General features: G+C 65.5%; 14 protein-coding genes. 9 read left to right on the top strand and 5 right to left on the bottom strand.

The features are described from left to right. Nucleotides 1-41: 41 nt before the first annotated feature. From HNQ40_RS01745 to HNQ40_RS01760, 4 genes are all read right to left on the bottom strand, one after another. Nucleotides 42-1,265 (bottom strand): hypothetical protein, encoded by a 1,224-nt coding sequence (locus HNQ40_RS01745; protein WP_184675773.1) that lies wholly within the window; start codon nt 1,263-1,265, stop codon nt 42-44. A 144-nt stretch (nt 1,266-1,409) separates the two neighbouring features. Next, a complete protein-coding gene (locus tag HNQ40_RS01750; RefSeq protein ID WP_184675775.1) occupies nt 1,410-2,843 on the bottom strand; it encodes a metal ABC transporter permease in 1,434 nt (477 codons plus the stop codon). Beyond that, nucleotides 2,815-3,609 carry a metal ABC transporter ATP-binding protein gene (locus HNQ40_RS01755; protein WP_184675777.1) on the bottom strand — a complete coding sequence of 265 codons (795 nt, stop codon included), beginning with the start codon at nt 3,607-3,609 and terminating at the stop codon, nt 2,815-2,817. The genes HNQ40_RS01750 and HNQ40_RS01755 overlap by 29 nt, the downstream gene beginning before the upstream one ends. Before the next feature lie 115 nt (nt 3,610-3,724). Then, nucleotides 3,725-4,681, bottom strand: a complete 957-nt coding sequence (locus HNQ40_RS01760) for a metal ABC transporter substrate-binding protein (protein ID WP_221435333.1) — start codon at nt 4,679-4,681, stop codon at nt 3,725-3,727. 82 nt (nt 4,682-4,763) lie between these two features. Here HNQ40_RS01760 and HNQ40_RS01765 point away from each other — a divergent pair, with 82 nt between their 5' ends. Continuing rightward, the gene (locus HNQ40_RS01765; RefSeq protein ID WP_184675781.1) at nt 4,764-5,444 is read left to right on the top strand and encodes a metal-dependent transcriptional regulator; all 681 of its coding nucleotides are present in this window, start codon (nt 4,764-4,766) and stop codon (nt 5,442-5,444) included. Nucleotides 5,445-5,453: 9 nt separating this feature from the next. Here the strand turns inward: HNQ40_RS01765 and HNQ40_RS01770 are convergent, their stop codons facing one another. After that, nucleotides 5,454-6,380 (bottom strand): AAA family ATPase, encoded by a 927-nt coding sequence (locus HNQ40_RS01770; RefSeq protein ID WP_184675783.1) that lies wholly within the window; start codon nt 6,378-6,380, stop codon nt 5,454-5,456. Between the two features lie 242 nt (nt 6,381-6,622). Here HNQ40_RS01770 and cdaA point away from each other — a divergent pair, with 242 nt between their 5' ends. The 8 genes from cdaA (at nt 6,623) to HNQ40_RS01810 (ending at nt 16,045) form a co-directional block, all read left to right on the top strand. Continuing rightward, nucleotides 6,623-7,525, top strand: coding sequence for a diadenylate cyclase CdaA (gene cdaA / locus HNQ40_RS01775; RefSeq protein WP_184675786.1), 903 nt, complete (start codon nt 6,623-6,625; stop codon nt 7,523-7,525). A 22-nt stretch (nt 7,526-7,547) separates the two neighbouring features. Further along, a complete protein-coding gene (locus HNQ40_RS01780; protein WP_184675788.1) occupies nt 7,548-8,585 on the top strand; it encodes a hypothetical protein in 1,038 nt (345 codons plus the stop codon). A gap of 103 nt (nt 8,586-8,688) precedes the next feature. Next, the gene (locus HNQ40_RS01785; RefSeq protein ID WP_184675790.1) at nt 8,689-9,978 is read left to right on the top strand and encodes a glutamate-5-semialdehyde dehydrogenase; all 1,290 of its coding nucleotides are present in this window, start codon (nt 8,689-8,691) and stop codon (nt 9,976-9,978) included. A 5-nt stretch (nt 9,979-9,983) separates the two neighbouring features. After that, a complete protein-coding gene (locus tag HNQ40_RS01790) occupies nt 9,984-10,673 on the top strand; it encodes an HAD-IA family hydrolase (RefSeq protein WP_221435334.1) in 690 nt (229 codons plus the stop codon). A 63-nt stretch (nt 10,674-10,736) separates the two neighbouring features. Then, complete coding sequence (locus HNQ40_RS01795; protein ID WP_184675794.1) at nt 10,737-11,564, top strand: hypothetical protein; 828 nt, start codon at nt 10,737-10,739, stop codon at nt 11,562-11,564. Between the two features lie 135 nt (nt 11,565-11,699). After that, nucleotides 11,700-14,819, top strand: a complete 3,120-nt coding sequence (locus HNQ40_RS01800; RefSeq protein ID WP_184675796.1) for a phosphoribosylformylglycinamidine synthase subunit PurS — start codon at nt 11,700-11,702, stop codon at nt 14,817-14,819. Nucleotides 14,820-14,983: 164 nt separating this feature from the next. Further along, complete coding sequence (locus HNQ40_RS01805) at nt 14,984-15,391, top strand: DUF4332 domain-containing protein (RefSeq protein ID WP_184675798.1); 408 nt, start codon at nt 14,984-14,986, stop codon at nt 15,389-15,391. A 78-nt stretch (nt 15,392-15,469) separates the two neighbouring features. Next, nucleotides 15,470-16,045 carry a DUF3465 domain-containing protein gene (locus HNQ40_RS01810; protein ID WP_184675800.1) on the top strand — a complete coding sequence of 192 codons (576 nt, stop codon included), beginning with the start codon at nt 15,470-15,472 and terminating at the stop codon, nt 16,043-16,045. Nucleotides 16,046-16,084 lie beyond the last annotated feature (39 nt).

The following is a 16,084-nucleotide window of genomic DNA, read 5'->3' on the forward strand; positions in this document are numbered from 1 at the left end:
GAAGAATGCTTATTTCCGAAATCAAAAATCCGAAATCTGCATCACCACTGGTTCTTAAACACCAGTTCCAGCAGGACCGTCACCGTCTCGGCCTCGTCGCCGTCGCGTTGGGGCAGGTCCACCGAGAACGTCACCTGGTTCTGATCCGTCTCGTCGGCCACGAGGTCGCCGTCGTCGAGCGTGGTGGCCTGGCCGACCACCCACTCGGCGGGTTGGCTGGCGTGTAGTCCGAACTCGCGCCGCAGCATCTCGATCTGCTCGGCGAGCTTCAGCGTGACCGGCTCGTCTTTGAAGTTTTCGATCTCGTATTTCATCACCACCCGCCGGTCGTACAGGTTGCCCGCGAGGCGGTCGTCCTGACGCGACTCGAGCGTACGCTTGACCACGATGTCCTGGGCGACGCCGAGGAACAGGTCGGCGTGGTTGCCGATGGGCGTGTGCTTGGCGAAGTCTTCGCCGAGGAACGCGGTGGTGGCGTCTGGCTCGGGCGAGTCTTTCTGGAAGATGCGGACCTTCCCAGCAGGCAACGCTTCCTGTCCCAGGCCGAGTTCCTCGGTGTTCTCGATGCGGTAGTGCATCGGGACGCGGAGCTTGTTCTGGGATTGGTCGAGCCAGCCGAAGCGGTGCAGGTCGGCGGTGTAGGTCTTGGTGACCGGGACGTTCTCAAAACGCTGCACAAGCATCTGCTTGGTCTCGTTGACGCCGATGGGCTTGAGGAAGGCGTCGCCCAGCCCGGCATAGATCTCGGTGTCGTCGTAGGCTTCGCCGGCGAAGTTCTGCACGCGGATGTACTGACTCAGTGTCAGCGTCGACTCGTCGTTCTCGGCGATCGCTCGGTAGTTGAACCCCTTGGTCAACCCGCCGATGAGGTAACTGATGCGGACGGCCACCGACGTCGACGAACTGCTGGACACCTGCCACACCAAGGCGTTTTCACCCGGGGGATAGGTGACCGACAGCACGTTGACCTCGGGCTGCTCGCCGATGACTTGCGGGACGTTGGGATCGGTACCCAACACACGAAACACGATCGTGCTCGGGTCGATCTGCGTGTTGGCCCAGGAGAAATCGACCTGATTCACGCCCTGGACCAGCGGGACGATGCGTTCTTCTTCGACCAGCGTGGCGGTGGCGTGATCGAGCTGGATCTCGACCCGCTCGCGCACGGGCAGCGTGATCAGCTTGATCCGCGCCTCGGCCGGCGTCGGGACGAACACCACGCCCACCAAACAACACAACAGCAGCAAACGGCAGCTCGATTTCATCAGAATGTTCTCCACGGAGTAGGGTCGTTTCACCATGCGATAGACGCGCGAACCTCTGACAGGTTCCCACCGATGAAAAAGAAATGAAAGTGCTGATCTTCCCGCGCCCCGGAGACCGCCCTGCCGCCCGCGTGAAGGTAGGGTTTAGCCTTCGTGCGGGAACAACGGGGAGCGGGGCTCGTCTTCGTCGTCCTCGTTTCGGCGGGGGATCGCCGAGCCGTGGGGGTCGACGTCGGGTCGGCCCAGGGTTTCATCCAGACGCTCGGCCAGGTCGTGGGCGTGCTCCAGACGCTCGGCCTCGTCGTGCACCTCTTCCGGGGACACGCCCATGCGGTCGGCGAGGTAGGTCTCCCACAGGCGGTGGGCCCGGACCATCGTCTCGGCGTGGCGGACACCCGCGGGGGTCAGCGTAAACTGATCGCCCTGATCGACCACCAGTTCCTCGCCCCGCAGACGACGCAGCGCCGAGGCGACACGTTTGGTGGTGAGCTGGGTCTGCAGGACCAGCGTGTCGTGGAACCGGCCCGAGGGCTGGGGGCCCAGGCGGTAGATCGCCTTGAGCACGTCTTCGTTCTCGACGTGGCGGGCGAGCTTGTAGCGTCGGATGCGGTCGAACACGACGCCGTGCCCGGGGCTGAAGATCACCGACAGCGCAAACAGGCCGACCGCGACCAGCACCATCGCCGGGCCGGTCGGCGAGTTGGCGACGAAGGCGAGCGACATCCCCAGCGCCGCCGACACCGCCCCGAAGACGCCCGCCAACACAAGCATGGCCCAGAAGCGGTTGGTGAGCTGATACGCCGCCGAGGCCGGGGTGATCACCATCGCCACGACCAGCACGACGCCCGTGGTCTTGAGCCCCGCCACCACGGTGACCGAGAGCATGCCCATGATGAGGTAGTGCATCGCCGCGACGCTGACGCCCATCGCCGCGGCGACCAGCGGGTCGAAGCTGACCAGCTTCAGCCGGTAGTACAGCAGGCCCACGATCACCAGGACCGACGGGCAGATGATCGCCATCATCTTCAGGTCTTCGGGCAGGATCGCCAGCGGGTCGCCGAAGAGGAAGCACTTGAGGTCGAAGTGAGTGCTCTGCGGCAGCGCGCTGATCATGACGATGCCCAGCGCAAACATCGAGGTGAACACAATGCCGATGGATGAGTCTTCCTTGGTCCGGCTGAACCTCACCACCAGGTTGATCAGCACCGCGGTGAGCAGACCCGTGATGGTCGCGCCGATGAGCAGCAAGATCGGGGGGGAGATCTGATCGATCACCGCAGCGATCTTCGGCCCCGCCCAGGCCGCCGCCGCGTTGGTGACTTCGCCGCTGTCGTTGAGGCCCCACTGCGCCCACGCGATGCCCCCGATCATGAACGCCAGCACCACGCCCGGCAAGACCGCGTGCGCCAGCGCATCGCCGATCAGCGCCATGCGCCGCAGCACCACGAAACAGCCGAGCACGCCGCAGGCCACGCCCACGAGCATGCTGCAGACCGTCTCGGCGATCCACTGCTCGGACCACGGCGCCAGCCACTGGCTGTGGTCCCAATCAAGTAGTGCGAGCAAGGTGGGGGTCACCCGTGACTCTCCGTTGTCTGAGGGTTTCGTCCGCTTCGTCCAGCAACGACAGCCGGCCGCCGTAAGTCGCGCGGAGGTTTTCTTCGGTCACCACCACGTCCGGCGAGCCGAACGCGATAACCCGCTGGTTCAGTAGCAGCACCCGGTCGAACCGGTCGAGGATCGACAGGTCGTGATTCACCACCAAGAGCGCTTTGCCTTCCACGGCCATTTGATCAATGAGCGCGAAGATCGCTTTCTCCGTCGCCGCGTCGACCCCGGCAAAAGGTTCGTCCAGCAGCAGCAGTTCCGCGCCCTGGCACAGCGCCCGGGCGAGAAACACCCGGCGTTGCTGTCCGCCGGAGAGCTGGCGGATGTGGCGCTTCTCGAATTTCGCCATGCCGACTTTTTCGAGGGCGATATGGGCACGCTCGCGGTCTTCCTTGGTGGGTCGGCCGAACCAGCCCTTCTGGCCGTACCGCCCCATCAGCACGACCTCGCGGACGGTGATCGGGAAGTCCCAGTCCACGCCCTCGGTCTGCGGCACGTAGGCGATGCGGGAACGCACATCATCCACTGCTTCGCCGAACACACGGACCTGCCCGAAGTCGGGCTGGATCAAACCGAGCAGCGACTTGAGCAGCGTCGACTTGCCCGCGCCGTTGGGCCCGACGATTCCCAACATCTGCCCGGGCTCGAGCGAGAACGACACCGAGCGCAGCACCGGGCGTGCGTCGTAGGCCACCGTCACATCGGTGGCTTGCAGGGGTAGGGGCGAAACAGTCATAGACAATTATTAGCCACAGATTTCACAGAGTTACGCAGATTCCAAGAATCCATCGGCGGCTTCTTGCATCAAATCTTAATCAGCGTGATCGGTGAAATCTGCGGCAACCAACCAATCATTTCAACGCGTCCACCACCGTATTCACGTTGTGCTTCATCATGGTGATGTACGTGTCCGCCCCGCTGCCGGGCATGCCGAGCGAGTCACTGTAGAGCGTCCCGCCGACTTTGGCCCCGGTTTGCTCGGCGACCTTCTCGACGATCGAGTTGAGCGTGGGCGAGGTCGAGCTCTCGATGAACAACGCCTGGACGTTGCGCTCTTTCACCATGGCTTCGAGCGCCGCAATGTCCTGGGGCCGCGGGGCCTGCTCTGTGCTGATGCCGATGACGCCGTGGACCTCGATCTTGTTCGCATTGCCGAAGTAGTTGAAAGCGTCGTGGCTGGTGACGATGACCCGCTGCGACTCGGGCACCTCGGCGAAGCGCTCGGTCATCCAGGTTTGCAGTTCGTCGAGCTCGGTAAAGTACGCCGTGGCCCGCGATTCATAGTCGGCCTGGTTGCCGGGGTCGATGGCGATCAGCCCGTCGCGGACCGACGTGACGTAGTGCTTCCACAGCTCGATATCCATCCAGCAGTGCGGGTCGGGAGCGCCTTCGTAGTCTTCCGAGCCCAGCGTCTCGATCGCGTCGTGCTCGGCGGCGTAGACGACCTTGCCCTTGGCGTTGCCTTCGATGACGCCGTGGAGCGTGGCTTCGAGGTTCAGGCCGTTGGCGATGACCAGGTCAGCCGAAGCGATCGCCTGGGCGTCGCGGGGCAGGACTTCGTAGACGTGGGGGTCTTGGCCGGGCCGCATGATGCCCACCACCTCAACGTGGTCGCCCGCCAGGGTGCGGGCCAGGTCGTCGAGCATCGTGGTGGTGGTCACGACCGAAGGTTTGGCTTCGGCACCCGATCCACCGGTGGCCGACGGCTCTTCACCGTCGCCACAACCCACCTGAATCAGCCCCATGAGCAACACCACCAGCCCGGCGAAGAACTGCGAGTACCCAATACGTTTATTTTGATTAATCAAAGTCATATCTTTGACGATAGAATATCAGTGCGTTAATGTCAACCGAACCCTGTGAAACTTCCACCGCCTGAGCCTGACGACCATGCCCAGCGTTACCGTTGAGAACTATTTGAAACAGGTCTGTCTCGAGCAGTCCCGGCGTGGCGGCGACGAACTCGTGCCGATGGGCCGACTCGCCGAGGCTGTTGGGGTGACGCCGGGCACCGCGACCACGATGGTGAAGTCGCTCGCCGAGGCCGACCTGCTGCGATACGCCCCGCGGGCCGGGGTGGAATTGACCCCCGCCGGGCGACGGCTGGCCCACCGGGTACTCCGCCGACACCGTCTGGTCGAACTCTTTCTCGTCGAGGTCCTGCACATGGACTGGTCCGAGGTCCACGAGGAAGCCGAGGAACTCGAGCACACCATCTCCGACAAAGTGCTCGACCGCATCGACGAACTGCTGGGCCACCCCGCCACCGACCCGCACGGCTCACCGATCCCGCGGGCCGATCAACCGCTGATCCGCGAAGACTCGGTTGCCCTCGCCTCGGCTCCGGTCGAACAAACGCTCACCGTCACGCGCATCGTGGACCACGACCCCGAGTTCCTGCGCTTCGCCGAAGCGAACGGCCTCATGCCCGGGGCCAAGACCAGGATCACCCAACACCTCCCCCACGCCGATGCGGTCACCGTCGAAACCGAAAACCATGAGCCGGTGACGCTCGGGCTCGCGGCCGCGGCACGGGTGCTCGTGCAATCGGAAGACGACGACGTAACCTGACCGCTCGGATCAAACCGGGCTGGGCACGGTTTCCAGGATTTCTTTGAGCACGCGGTGGCTCGCCACGCCGTCGGCCTCGTGCATGTAGGTCTTGGTCACGCAGCGGTGAGCGAAGACGGGGTTCACGTTGCTGGTGACATCTTCGGGGGTGGCGTAGTCACGGCCGTGCACGAGTGCGGTGGCTTTGACCGCACGGATGAGCGCCAACGAACCCCGCGGGCTGACGCCGATCTGGAGCTGGTCGTGGGTGCGCGTGGCGTTGGCGATGGCGACCACGTAGTCCACCAGCGTCGAATCGACCGACACCGCCTCGGCTTGTTTCTGCAGCTCGACGAGTTCCTGGGCGGTCATCACCGGCTTGAGTTCCGCCAACGCGGTGCGGCGCGGGTCGAGGGTCAACACGCGGGCCTCGTCGGCCGGGCTGGGGTAGCCCAGGCTGATCCGCATGAGGAAGCGGTCGAGCTGCGACTCGGGCAGGAAGTAGGTGCCCTCAAACTCAACAGGGTTCTGCGTGGCGATCACGATAAACGGGTCGAGCAGCTTGCGGGTGATGCCGTCCATCGAGACCTGCGACTCGTTCATCGCTTCGAGCAGGGCCGACTGCGTCCGCGGGGTGGTGCGGTTGATCTCGTCGGCGAGGACGACGTTGGAAAAGATCGGGCCCGCCTTGAAGCTGAACTCGGCCTTCTGCTGGTCCCAGATGGTGACGCCCAGGATGTCGGCCGGGAGCATGTCGGGGGTGAGCTGGATGCGCGAGAGGCTGCCGTCGAGCGACTTGGACAGCGCGATCGCGAGCGTGGTCTTGCCCACGCCCGGCACATCCTCGATCAACACGTGGCCCTTGGCGAGCAGACAAATGATCACCTTGTCGATCGCCTGTTGGTTGCCCAGGAAGCAGGACTGGATGTTGGAGCGCAGGCGTTCGAGTTGGTGCATGTGACGTGGCCGGGGATCGGGGAACGGGGGAAGCGGACCGAGAAGTCCGCCATCGATCGGCGGTTGGGTCAGTATAACGCCACCACGCATGGTATCTTGCATCGGTTGGAGCTATCAGCGCAGCGGTGATTATCGGAGTGGTCCCGAATCGACCCGATTCCGGTCCCCCGCCCCCCGACCTGCCGATAGTTTCTTGTGGGCACGACCACCCGCTCTCGCCATCCGTTTCACCACCCCGCCCCATGCCAAGACGCCTGCTGAATAACCTGTTGGAGAACCTCGAGCAGGTCTGGGCGCGTGTTCAGAACTACCTGGAGACCGAGTTGTGGGCGGTGTGTTTCGAGCTCGCGGTGATCTGGGTGGTGGTGTATCTGATCCTGCGGTTCCTGCGCGGCACGCGCGGGGCCCGGGTCATCAAGGGCGTGGCGATCATCCTGATCATCGGCACGCTCTCCATCCAAATCGTCGGCGGCGCCGATCAGCTCGAACGCCTGAGCTTCCTGTATTCCGGCTTCCTGGGCTTCATCTCGTTCGCGTTGGTGATCGTGTTCCAGCCGGAGATCCGCCGGGCGCTGGTGCGCTTGGGCGAGGCCCGGTTCTTCCGCCAAGCGGGGCTGCGTAAAGCCCGCGTCGTTGAAGAACTGCTCGGGTCGATCCAATACCTCTCACGCAACAAGGTCGGGGCGCTCATCGCGATCGAACGGCAAGTGGGCCTGGGCGGGATCGTCGAAGCCGGCATCCGCGTCGATGCCGACGTGACCAAGGAACTGCTCAACACGATCTTCTGGCCCGGCTCGGCGTTGCACGACATGGGCGTGGTCCTCCGCGGCGACCGCATCGTCGCCGCGGGTGTGCAGTTCCCCCTGGCCGAGGGCGACAGCGTCGAGCAAGAGCTCGGGTCTCGCCACCGCGCCGCCATCGGGCTCTCCAGCGAAGTCGATGCGCTGATCCTGGTCGTCTCCGAAGAGACCGGCACCATCAGCGTCGCCGAACGCGGCACGCTCACCCGCCACCTGACCATCGAAGACCTCCGCCGGGTCCTCACCAAGGGCATGACCGAGGTCACCCTCGACGAACCCAGCGCGATCGACGAGGAAGACCCGTCCTCCAGCACCAGCAGCTCCTCGGCCAAGCCCGCCGCCTAATCGCTACCCAAGCAGCCCGATCATGGCCCAACGCAAGTTCCACGAAAAAGTCGAGACCTGGATCGTCGTCACCATCATCTCGGTGCTCGTCTGGCTCTACGCCGAGGCCACTGTCCTCAAGCAGGAGACCGGCAAGACGGTCCAGCTGCTCATCAACGAGCCCACCGACCGCTACGCCATCACCCCCGAAACCGAGGGCCTTCTGGTGAACTACCGCGCCTCGAGCGGGCAGATCCAGCGGTTCAATGCCATCACCGGCGTCCCCCTCATCCACGAGATCGACCCCACCGGCATCACCGAGCCCACCGACCGCACGATCATCCTCGACGAGGCGTTGATCCGTGCGGGCCTGGGCGAGATCGGGATCACCGAGCTCGACGTCGAGCCCGCGACGCTCACCGTGACCATCGAACCCCTGGAAACCATCGAGCTTCCGATCGAGGTCCAGGCCAGCAACCTCAAGCTCAGCGGCAACCCCGTTGCGGAGCCGGCGAGCGTCTCGATCACCGGCCCGATGAGTATGGTCTCTCAGCTCGAAGGCCTGTACATCATTGCCAACCTCGCAAACGCCAACACCGTCGAAGGCACGGGCCTTGAGCGTGTCGCCACCAACGTCCCCCTGACCTTCCCCAGCCAATACGACCCAAGCAAGCCCGGGGCCAAAGACGATGCTCCGAAAAACGGCATCCGGGTCAACTACACCCTCGAGAACGACACCGTCACCACCACCCTCGACCGCGTCCCGCTCCACATCAACCTCCCGGTTGAGCTGCAGCTCCGCTACACCGTCCGCCCCGAGGACCGCTCCAACTTCCTCCGCGACGTCGAACTGCAGGGGCCGGCCGACGTCATCGCCCGGATCGCCGCCAGAGACCCCGACCTCCCGGTCATCCGGGCCGAGCTGACCATCACCGAGCCCGAGAAGCTCGATGTCACCCAAGCCCAACAAGTCATCAATGAACGGCCCAAGATCATCGCCCCGGCTGGAGTCACCCCGGTCCAGGTGCCCGAAGTCATGCCCGTCACCGTCCGCCGACGCGACAACGCCCCGGGCAACTGATCCGGCACCGAACATTTCGCTGGCGTGAGGTGGATCGCCGCTCTCGCCAAACCCCGCCCCGAATTAGACCCATCGCCCCCGCCCCGGCTACGATGCGGGTCTGATGACCACCGCCACCCCCACCGCCGACACCACCGACGTGCCCGCCTACTGCCTGGGCTTGGCCCAAGCCGCCCGCGCTGCGGGCCTCGCGATGGCCACCGTGCCCGGCAGCGTCCGCGACGACGCCCTGCGCTACACCGCCGACGCCCTGGTCGCCGCGACCGAAACGCTCAAGGCCGCCAACGCCAAGGACCTCGAAGCCGGCCGCGCCAACGGCCTGGCCTCGGCCATGCTCGACCGCCTCGAGCTCAACGACGACCGTATCGCCAACATGGCCGACGCCGTCCGCCAGATCGCCGACCAGCCCGACCCCGTCGGCCGCATCCTCGAGGGCCGGGTCCTGTCCAACGGCATCCGCCTGGAGAAAGTCCGCGTGCCCCTGGGCACCGTGCTGATCATCTTCGAGTCTCGCCCCAACGTGACCTGCGACGCCGCCGCCCTCTGCCTCAAGTCCGGCAACGCCGCGATCCTCCGCGGCGGCAAGGAAGCCCTGCACTCCAACGCTGCGATCGCCGCGTGCGTCAAGCAAGGCCTCGATAAAGCCGGCGTTCCCGCAGACGCCGTGCAACTCGTCGGCACCACCGACCGTTCCGCCGTGGGCGAACTGCTCAAGCTCGACGAACTGATCGACGTCTGCATCCCCCGGGGCGGCGAGTCGCTGATCCGCGCCGTGGTCGAGCAGTCGCGCATCCCCGTCATCAAGCACTACACGGGCAACTGCCACGTCTACGTCGACGCCACCGCCGACCACGACATGGCCGTGGACATCTGCCTCAACGCCAAGACCCAGCGTACTGGCGTCTGCAACGCCACCGAGACCATCCTCTTCCACCAGGACTGCGTCGCGAACGGCCTGGTCCGCAAGGTCGGCGAAGCCCTGCTGGCCAAGGGCGTCGAGCTCCGCGCCGACACCCGCAGCATGAGCGAGCTGCCCGACTCCCGGCCCGCCGAGGAGTCCGACTGGTCGGCCGAGTACCTCGACATGATCGTCGCACTCCGCGTGGTCGATTCGCTCGATGACGCGGTCGCCCACATCAACCGCTACGGCAGCAAGCACACCGACGCCATCCTCACCACCGACCTCGCCGCGTCGAACCGCTTCGTGCAGTCCGTCGACACCGCCAACGTGATGGTCAACTGCTCCACCCGCTTCTCCGACGGCCAGCAGTACGGCCTGGGCGCCGAGATCGGCATCTCCACCGACAAACTCCACAGCCGCGGCCCCATGGGTGCCGAAGACCTGACGACCTACAAATGGGTCGCCCGGGGCGACGGGCAAGTGCGGGGGTGATGGCCTTGGACTCCACACCCCAACCCCAAAACCCGAAACCCGAAATCGACCTCGTCATGTTTGACCTCGGCCGGGTGTTGCTGCGCATCGCTGACGACTGGGACCACGCCGCCCTGCTCGCGAACCTGCCCGAGTTGGCGGGCCTCACGGGCGACCTGTCGACCAAGGCTGCGCGCGGCAGCCACCACCCGCTCGCCGAGCTGTTCGACCACTTTGAGACCGGCAAGGTCACCGTCGTCGAGTTCTTCGCCACCGCCGCCAAGCTTGCTGATGTGAAGGTGGATGAGGTTCGCCGTGTGACCGAAGCGGTGTTGATCGAGGCGTTTCCGGGCGCGATCGCGCTGCTCGACAGACTCTCGCTGGAACCGGTGAAGGTGGGGTGCCTGAGCAACACCAACGCCCACCACTGGCAGATGTTCACCAGCCGTGAGCACGCCGCGTACCTGCCGATCGAGCTGTTCGACTACCCGCTAGGCAGCCAGATCGTCGGCCTGGCCAAGCCCGACCCCGCGATCTACCAATACGTCGAAGACGGCACCGAGATCCCGCCGGCGAACATCCTGTTCTTCGACGACCTGCAGGAAAACATCGACGCCGCCCTCGCCCGCGGCTGGCAGGCCGAGCTCGTCTCCCGCGACACCGACAACCCAATCCCTGCGGTCATCGCGAAGCTCGAAGCCTATGGTGTGCTATAGGCCCCACCCTCCCACAAGCCGAGGGCTGCGGAGCCCCACCGGGCGACAAAGCCCCGGATCACCATGACCACTCCACCCCCCGCTCCCGCCAAACAACCCGAACGCCCGGGCCTCACCGTCAAGGGCCCGTGGATCGTCGCCGCGACACTGAGCTTGTTTGTGATCGTGCCGCTGATCGTCGTGGTGATCGTGATGCTCACCGACCAGGAAAAAAAGCCCGACCCGCCGCTGGACTGGTCGCAACGCAAAACCTGGCCGCGCACCTTCTACACCACGTTCAAATCGCTCGAGCGCGGCATGATGTCCAACGCCCGGACCAACGAGGTCTACAAAGACCTGGGCTTCCACGTCCCGCCGGATGAACAACTCGCGGTGATCCGCTGTATGACGCTCGCCAAACAGCCCGCGGAGCTGTTCCTCAGCGAGGCCACAAAGCAGAAGCTCGAAGCCGAGGTCGCGGCGTTGCCCGAGTTGTTCTACGCCCACTACCTCCTGGCCACCTGGCACGCCGCGCACGGAGACGACGTTGCCGCCGAGCCGCACTACACCGCCGCCTTCGCCAACGCCCCCGCGGCGCTGATGCGTCACCACGTCACCCCCGACGGCGAATCGGCCGCGCACACCCCCGTACCCACGCTCGCCATCGCCGCCGACCAGATCATTGACGATGAACTCGACCGCTCGCTGGTGCTGGTGTTCCCGAGCCTGACCACCGACGCCGACGGCACCATCTACCTGCCGATGTACAAAGCCATCCTGCGCTTCGAAGACCCAGCCCTACCGCCGGGCGTGGCGGACCTCCGCGAGAAGTACCGCTGGTTCACCTTCGCCGGCCGGATCGGACGCATGCCCGACGAAACCCTGCCCGCCCCCGCGGTCGGCTCGCCGTAAACCTGGCCCACCAAGCCGTCGCTTGCGTCAGCTGCGAAATCCCAATTCCGAAATCCGGAACCGCTCTGCATCACGGCTCGGGCAAGGCAGACCGCCAACTCCACAGCCAACTCCGATGTGCCGTATCATCCCCGCATGACCGCCCTCGATCACGCCGTTTCTCCCGCCACCCGCCGTGTCCTCCGCGTTGAAATCCGCCCCAAACCCGGCGAAATCGACGCCCACGGCCACGCCACGCTGGGCCTCGCCCAGACCCACCTCGGCCCCGCCGTCACCGCCGCCCACACCACCGCGGTCTTCCTGATCGAAGCCCCGCTCACCGACGAACAGTCGCAGCAGGTCGCTGGCGAGTTGCTGTCCGACCCGGTCAACCAAGTCGCCGTGATCGGTGCCGAGGACGCCGCGCCGGGTTCCGCCGTGGCCGAGGTGCACTACCTGCCCGGCGTGATGGACCCCGTGGCCGAGTCCACCCAGGACGCCATCCGCGAGATGCTGCCCAGCCTCGGCAAGGACGAGGTCCAGGTCCGCACCGGCACCCGCTTCGACTTCGAGACCTCCTCGCCGATCGACGACGCCAAGCTCCGCGCCTTCGCCGAGTCGCAGCTCGCCAACACGGTCGTACAGTCGGTCCACCTGGAGCACTACCACCCCGCCGAGTTCGTCCACGGCACGCCCTACGACTTCAACCTCACCCACATCCCCATCCGCGACCTCGACGACGCCGCGCTCGAGGTGATGTCGCGTGAGGCCCACCTGTTCCTCTCGCTCGATGAGATGCGCGAGATCCAGAACTACTACCGCGACGCCGGCCGTGAACCCACCGACGTCGAGCTCGAGACCCTCGCCCAGACCTGGTCCGAGCACTGCGTGCACAAGACGCTCAAGTCCACCGTGTCGTACACCGGCTCGTCCGAGTCGCTGGACATCTTCCGCGGCAAGGCCGGGCACGAGGTCAACGACGACGGGACCGTCACCATCCACAACCTCCTCAAGACCACCGTCGCCGCCGCGACCTTCGACCTCAAGGACAAGTGGAAAGGCACCGACCGCGAAGACTGGCTCGTCAGCGTCTTCGACGACAACGCCGGCATCGTGAAATTCGACGACACCGACGGCGTCGCGATCAAAGTCGAAACCCACAACCACCCCTCGGCCCTCGAGCCCTACGGCGGCGCCGCCACCGGCATCGGCGGATGCATCCGCGACATCATGGGAACCGGCCTCGCCGCCAAACCCATCGCCAACACCGACACTTTCTGCGTCGCCTTCCCCGATGCCGACCCCGAAGACCTGCCCAATGGCGTGATCCATCCCAAGCGCACGCTCCAACGCGTCGTCGACGGTGTCCGTGACTACGGCAACCGCATGGGCATCCCCACCGTCAACGGTGCGGTCTACTTCCACGACGACTTCGTCGCCAACCCGCTGGTCTACGCCGGCTGCGTCGGCATCATCCCCCTCGACAAGTGCTTCGGCACCGCCCAGCCCGGCGACCGGATCATCATCCTCGGCGGCGCGACCGGCCGTGACGGCATCCACGGCGCTACGTTCAGTTCCGCCGAGCTCACCGACACCCACGCCGACGAGTTCAGCCACGCCGTGCAGATCGGCAACGCGATCACCGAGAAGAAAACCCTCGACGTCATCCTCCAGGCCCGCGACTACGTCGACCCCCAAACCAACGAAGCCCGCTGCCTGTTCACCGCGATCAGTGACTGCGGCGCAGGCGGGTTCAGCTCCGCCGTCGGCGAGATGGCCGAGAAGGTCGGCGCCAAAGTCACCCTCGACACCGCCCCGACCAAGTACGACGGCCTGACCTACACCGAGGTCTGGATCAGCGAAGCCCAGGAACGCATGCCCCTGGCCGTGCCCGCCGAGAACGTCGAAGCGCTGCGCCAGCTCGCCGAAGCCGAGGACGTGCCCTTCTGCGACCTCGGCGAATTCGGCTACGAAGAAGACGGCGTACCCACCCTCCAACTCACCTGGCACGGCCAGGAAGTCGGCAAGCTCGCCATGCCGTTCATGCACGACGGCATCCCCACGCCGACGCGCCAGGCAACGTGGCCTGCGGCCACGAGTGATGAGTCCGCAGTGAACAGTGATGAGTGGAAAGGCAACGCCTCCGCCGCACTCGGCACTGTTCACTCGTCCCTCGTCACTCTGCTATCGCACCCCAACCTCGCCAGCAAGCACTGGATCATCCGCCAGTACGACCACGAGGTCCAGGCCGGTAGCGTCGTGAAGCCGCTCGTCGGCCCCGGGCAGGACGGCCCGTCCGACGGCGCGGTGCTACGTCCCAAACTCGACTCGAACAAGGGCGTGAGCCTCAGCAACGGCCTCGCACCGTACCTCTCGGAGAAAGCCACCGCCGACGGGACCGCGACCGATGGCGATTCGTACTGGGCGACCCTCGCAGCGCTCGACGAAGCCGTACGAAATGCCGTGTGCGTCGGTGCCGACCCGCGTCACCTCGCCATCCTCGACAACTTCTGCTGGCCGCGCTGCGACGACCCGGCCCAGCTCGGGTCGCTCGTCCGCGCCGCCGAGGCGTGCTACGACGGCGCGATGGCCTACGAAACGCCCTTCGTCTCCGGCAAGGACTCGCTGTCCAACCAGTTCACCACCGAAGACGGGAAGCTCATCACCATCCCGCCGACGATGCTGATCTCGGCCATGGGCATGGTCGACGACATCACCAAGGCCCGCACGATGGACGCCAAGGCCGCGGGCAACGCGCTGCTCGTCGTCGGCAACACCACCCCGAACCTCGGCGGCTCGCACCTCGCCGCTTGCGGCCTCGCGCCCGCCACCGCCGACCGCCGCATCCCGCGCGTCGACCTCGAAGCCGGCCCGAAACACGCCGCCGCCGTCGCCGCGCTGATCGATCAGCGCCTCGTCGCCTCGGCCCACGACTGCTCCGAGGGTGGCCTACTGCCCGCCGCCGCCGAGATGGCTTTCGCCGGCCGCATCGGCCTCGATCTCGACCTCACCAACCTGCCCGCCGCATCGGGCACCGAACTCGACCTGACCGCCAAGTGTTTCGCCGAGACCCCCAGCCGCTACCTGCTGGAGATCGAGCCGGGCAAACTCGACGCCGCGATCAAGTCGCTACGCGACGCGGGCATCCCCTTCGCGCAGGTCGGCACGTTCACCAACCACGACGACCTCACCCTCCGCACCGCGGACCAGGGCCAACTCTTCGCCGCTTCGCTCGACGAGTTGCGCGAGGCTTGGCTCAAACCTCTCGACTGGTAGGCGACGTCGATAACGCTTCAAAAACAAAGCTGTCCGGATAACCCTGATTTTCCTCTCGGGGGTGCCCAAACGACGAACCATGCTTTACACTTGTTTGACATCGCTCGGCGTGCGGGCGGGTCATCCATTTCATTACCTCAACATCATCCAAATCGAGGAACCCCATGAGTTACAAGATCGACGAAATCGAAGGCATCGGCCCCGCGAAAAAAGAAGCGCTGGCCAAGGCCGACATCGCCACCACCGACGCCCTGCTCGAGAAGGGTGCCGACCCCGCCGGCCGTAAAGCCGTCGCCGAGGCTTCGGGCCTGTCGGAAAAAGAAATCCTTAAGTTCTGCAACATGGCCGACCTGATGCGGATCAAGGGCGTGGGCGAGGAGTACTCCGAGCTGCTCGAAGCCGCCGGCGTCGACACCGTCAAGGAACTGAAGATGCGTCGGGCCGACAACCTCACCGCCAAGATGGCCGAGGTCAACGAAGGCAAGAACCTGGTCCGCTCGCTGCCCAGCGAAAGCGTGGTGGCCGGCTGGATCGAGCAGGCCGGCGAACTGCCCGCGGTCCTGACCTACTGATCCGTTTCATGCGGACCCCCTGAAATCCCAGCCCGCACATGGTGACCATCATGTGCGGGTTTTTTCGAGAGCATCACCATGCCCAAGAAACCCAGCCCCCAGACGATGCGCGTGCTCAAGCAGATCCTGCTGCTGGCCTTGCCGTTGATCATCAAGGCCCTCAAGAACCGCAAAGCTCAGGGCGGCAGCAACGTCACCGTGACCGACCGCACGCCGCGCGTCGAAGACCAGGCCCCGCGCACCAAGGCCCGCAAGCGTGAAAGTGCCGAGCCCCTGCCTGCCCCGGCCGACATCAAGGGCACCACCGCCCCGGCCAAACACAAGCCCTCGCCGATCGCCGACCTGCACCGCCGCAAGAAATCGGACGTGATCATCACCGACACCGGCGTCATCGTGCACGTCCTGCCGGATGACAACGAGGGCTCACGCCACCAGCGCTTCCTCGTCGAGGTCGATCACACCGACATCACGATCAAGGTCGCCCACAACATCGACCTCGCCCCCCGCGTCCCGGCCCGCGAGGGCGATCGGCTGATCTTCAAGGGCGAGTACGAATACAACGACCTGGGCGGCGCGCTGCACTGGACCCACCACGACCCCAAGAAGTGGCGCCCCGGCGGCTGGATCGAACACGAAGGCAAACGCTACGAGTAACGCACGCCGCAACGCCCCTTCACACGCACGCCTCTTGCG

The organism is Algisphaera agarilytica (assembly GCF_014207595.1).
In the GTDB taxonomy this organism is placed as follows: Bacteria; Planctomycetota; Phycisphaerae; order Phycisphaerales; family Phycisphaeraceae; genus Algisphaera; species Algisphaera agarilytica.

What these genes read in the sequence shown, in the direction of transcription:
- HNQ40_RS01745 (WP_184675773.1), bottom strand. Translation starts at nt 1,265, where the DNA reads ATGAAATCGAGCTGCCGTTTGCTGCTGTTGTGTTGTTTGGTGGGCGTG.
- HNQ40_RS01755 (WP_184675777.1), bottom strand. Translation starts at nt 3,609, where the DNA reads ATGACTGTTTCGCCCCTACCCCTGCAAGCCACCGATGTGACGGTGGCC.
- HNQ40_RS01765 (WP_184675781.1), top strand. Translation starts at nt 4,764, where the DNA reads ATGCCCAGCGTTACCGTTGAGAACTATTTGAAACAGGTCTGTCTCGAG.
- HNQ40_RS01770 (WP_184675783.1), bottom strand. Translation starts at nt 6,380, where the DNA reads ATGCACCAACTCGAACGCCTGCGCTCCAACATCCAGTCCTGCTTCCTG.
- cdaA (WP_184675786.1), top strand. Translation starts at nt 6,623, where the DNA reads ATGCCAAGACGCCTGCTGAATAACCTGTTGGAGAACCTCGAGCAGGTC.
- HNQ40_RS01780 (WP_184675788.1), top strand. Translation starts at nt 7,548, where the DNA reads ATGGCCCAACGCAAGTTCCACGAAAAAGTCGAGACCTGGATCGTCGTC.
- HNQ40_RS01785 (WP_184675790.1), top strand. Translation starts at nt 8,689, where the DNA reads ATGACCACCGCCACCCCCACCGCCGACACCACCGACGTGCCCGCCTAC.
- HNQ40_RS01795 (WP_184675794.1), top strand. Translation starts at nt 10,737, where the DNA reads ATGACCACTCCACCCCCCGCTCCCGCCAAACAACCCGAACGCCCGGGC.
- HNQ40_RS01800 (WP_184675796.1), top strand. Translation starts at nt 11,700, where the DNA reads ATGACCGCCCTCGATCACGCCGTTTCTCCCGCCACCCGCCGTGTCCTC.
- HNQ40_RS01805 (WP_184675798.1), top strand. Translation starts at nt 14,984, where the DNA reads ATGAGTTACAAGATCGACGAAATCGAAGGCATCGGCCCCGCGAAAAAA.
- HNQ40_RS01810 (WP_184675800.1), top strand. Translation starts at nt 15,470, where the DNA reads ATGCCCAAGAAACCCAGCCCCCAGACGATGCGCGTGCTCAAGCAGATC.